Raw genomic sequence first — 3000 nt, 5'->3', positions numbered from 1 at the left:
GAGTCGGCCGGTTATGGGCCAGAGATTCCCGCAGCGCCGTTTCGGCGGATGCCGCTCGATGTTTCGCGGCAGTGACGAAGAGGTCGCGCGTGTTACGCGTACATGAACTGCCCCTGTCGGGCGGCTTGTCCGCTTCTATCCTGTGCAGCACACAAAAAACCCGGCCGCGGGGGCCATCCGGTTGACCTGGCGGTGGGGGAGCCGAGTCGGGTGATCCGGGATGGCCGGCCGCGGCCGGTGTCCATGGGGGCTGCTCAGTGCGACGGGGTCAGACGGCTTCCGCCGCCTCGGGCAGCTGCCGGGCGAGCCGGTCGGTCAGGTCCACGAGCTTGTTGTCCTCGCCGAACTCGCGGACCACGGAGTCGAGGGTCTTGCGCAGCCGGGTGTTGACCCGCTCGGAGCGCACCTTCCTGGCCACACCCAGCGCCTTCTCCGCGAGCGCCACGCTCTGCTCGGGCTCTTTCTGCAGCAGGTGCACGGTGGCCATGCCGATCAGATTCAGCGCATACGAACGCTGATGCTCGGCGTCCTTGGCGAAGAGCTCGACCGCGCGCTCCATGACGGGCTGGGCGAGCGAGGCGTAGGTGGGGCTGCGGCCCGCGACATAGGCGAGGTCGCGGTACGAGTGCGCGTTCTCCCCGTTGAGCTCCGCCTCGGAGAAGAAACGGATCCAGTCCGGCTCGGGCTCATGCGCCTCGAGGGCGTCGGCGAAGGTGTCCTCGGCCATCCGTACGGCCCGCTTGGTCTTGCTGGGCTGGCCCATATTCGCGTACGCCCGGGCCTCCATCGCATACAGCATCGCCTGGGTGCGCGGGGTGGCGCAGTCCCGACTTCCGTACTGCGCGAGGTGGATGAGCTCCAGGGCGTCATCCGGCCGGCCGAGGTGGATCATCTGCCGGCTCATCCCCGATAGGACGTACGAGCCGAGCGGCTTGTCCCCGCCTTCCTTGGCGGCGTGCAGCGCGAGCACGAAGTACTTCTGCGCGGTGGGCTGCAGGCCCACGTCATAGCTCATCCACCCGGCCAGCTCGGCCAGTTCGGCCGCGATCTTGAAGAGCCGGCGCCGGGTCTCCTCGGTCTGCGGCTCCTGCAGCAGATCCGTCACCTCGTGCAGCTGCCCCACCACGGCCTTGCGCCGCAGACCGCCGCCGCACTGCGCGTCCCACTGCCGGAACATCACCGTGGTCGACTCGAGCAGATCCAGCTCGGGCCCGGAGAGCCGGCCGCCGCGCCGGATCGGCACGGGCGCCTCGGGGGCGGCGGAGCCGGCGGCGGTGGGCACCAGCCAGCGCTGCATCGGCTCGATCAGGGCGGGTCCTGCCGCGAGCGCGAGCGAGGTACCGAGGAAGCCGCGTCGCGCGAGCATCAGGTCGCTGCGGGAGAACTCGCTGATCAGCTCGACGGTCTGGTCCCCGGTCCAGGGCAGGTCCACGCCGGACACGGAAGGTGCCTGATGCGCTGTCCGCAGACCCAGGTCCTCGACGGCGACCACACAGCCGAAACGCTCGGAGAACAGCTCCGACATGATCCGCGGGATCGGCTCACGGGGCTGCTCGCCGTCGAGCCAGCGGCGCACGCGCGAGGTGTCGGTCGAGATGTGGTTGGCGCCCATCTGGCGCGCGCGACGGTTGACTTGGCGCGCGAGCTCGCCCTTGGACCAGCCGCTGCGCACGAACCAGGACGTCAGCTGCTCGTTGGGGCGCTTCTCGGCCTGCGTGCCGCCGCCTCCCGTGCCGCCCACTGGAACGCCCCCATCCCTGATGTCGCCGATACCGCCGGACACCGAGCCGTACGCATACCACCGGGCTCGGGCCGTACACACTTCAAGTCCTTACAGGATGCCGGGAGTTGAGTCTCCCTGTCCGGCACTTGCTCACCCGTCGAACAGGAAACCGACTTGCCCCCGGCATACCCACGGCCGCGTACGGCCCGGGCTTGTGCACTGAAAGTAATCCTACGATCACCCCTCCGGCGAGGGCGTTCCAAGAAACGCCACCTTTCGCCACCCCTTCGAATGAACTCAGTTGCGGCTACACGCGATTCACTTGACACATGACGGACCGGAGTGGGCGGAACGATGCACACCGGGGCGCGCGCCCGTCTCCACACCACCCCTGACCATCCTTGCGCCGCACCGACCTTGGGGCGCTGTTATACGGAGAGTCAGGGTTGCACTCCGGCTCGTAACCATGGACGTGCTCGACCCGTTGGAGGGGGCATGGGCTTCACTATCGGCGGCAGCCGCGGCATCCGCGAGACCCGCACCGGTGCGCGGCGACGCGGCCGCATGTCCGAGTGCACGGCCGTGGCCGAGTTCACCGGATTGTGGGGCTGGGCCGTCGTCCCGGGCGCCCGTGCCGCGTCCGGGAGTTGCTCCTGTGGTGATACGCGATGCACGGCACCCGGCGCGCATCCGCTGCGCTTCGCCGGCGAGCTGCCCGCGGGCGCCACGCTCGACGAAGTCACCCGCGCCTGGGGCGAGTTCCCCGGCGCCGCCGCGATGCTCCCGGCCGGCCGCACCTTCGACATTCTCGAGGTCTCCGAGTCGGCGGGCCGCCGCGCCCTGATCCGCCTGGAGCGGATGGGCCTGCCCCTCGGGCCGGTGATCTCCACCCCGGACCGGCGCGCATGGTTCTTCGTGGCCCCCGGCGCCGCGGCCGAACTGCCCTCACTGCTCTACCGGATGGGCTGGGACGACGCCGACCTGGACCTGCGGGGCCTGGGCCACGGCGACTTCATCACCGCTCCCCCGTCCGACCGCGCCGGCCTCGGCCCGGTCCGCTGGCTGCGCGCCCCGGCCCTCGACTCGGCATCCAACCCGCCACAGGCCCGCCTTGTGCTCGGGGCGCTGGCGTACGCGTCCCACCGGACGGGGCCGCGGCGGAGCTGGAGGAACTGGGCGTCCGCTGCGAGGAGTTGGCCGAGGCGCAGCATGCGGCGACCGAGCGGCGCCGTGAATGTGCCGCGCTTGTCGAGGAGTTGGGGGAGCGGCGTCGGGCC

The 3000-nt window shown here is 70.6% G+C and carries 1 protein-coding gene and 1 pseudogene; one reads left to right on the top strand and one right to left on the bottom strand.

Translation table 11 applies throughout. From position 1 onward, the window contains the following. Nucleotides 1-268 precede the first annotated feature (268 nt). On the bottom strand, nt 269-1741 hold the full coding sequence (gene nsdA / locus G6045_RS40055; RefSeq protein ID WP_165337168.1) for a transcriptional repressor NsdA: 1473 nt from the start codon (nt 1739-1741) through the stop codon (nt 269-271). A gap of 477 nt (nt 1742-2218) precedes the next feature. On the opposite strand from nsdA, the pseudogene G6045_RS40050 reads away from it, so the two are divergent. Next, nucleotides 2219-2872 (top strand): annotated as a pseudogene (locus G6045_RS40050) (bifunctional DNA primase/polymerase); the annotation flags it as partial. Nucleotides 2873-3000: the final 128 nt, after the last annotated feature.

Origin of the sequence: Streptomyces mesophilus (assembly GCF_011044995.1) — a bacterium.
Classification (GTDB): Bacteria; Actinomycetota; Actinomycetes; order Streptomycetales; family Streptomycetaceae; genus Streptomyces; species Streptomyces mesophilus.
This window is presented reverse-complemented; position numbering and strand designations above follow the sequence as displayed.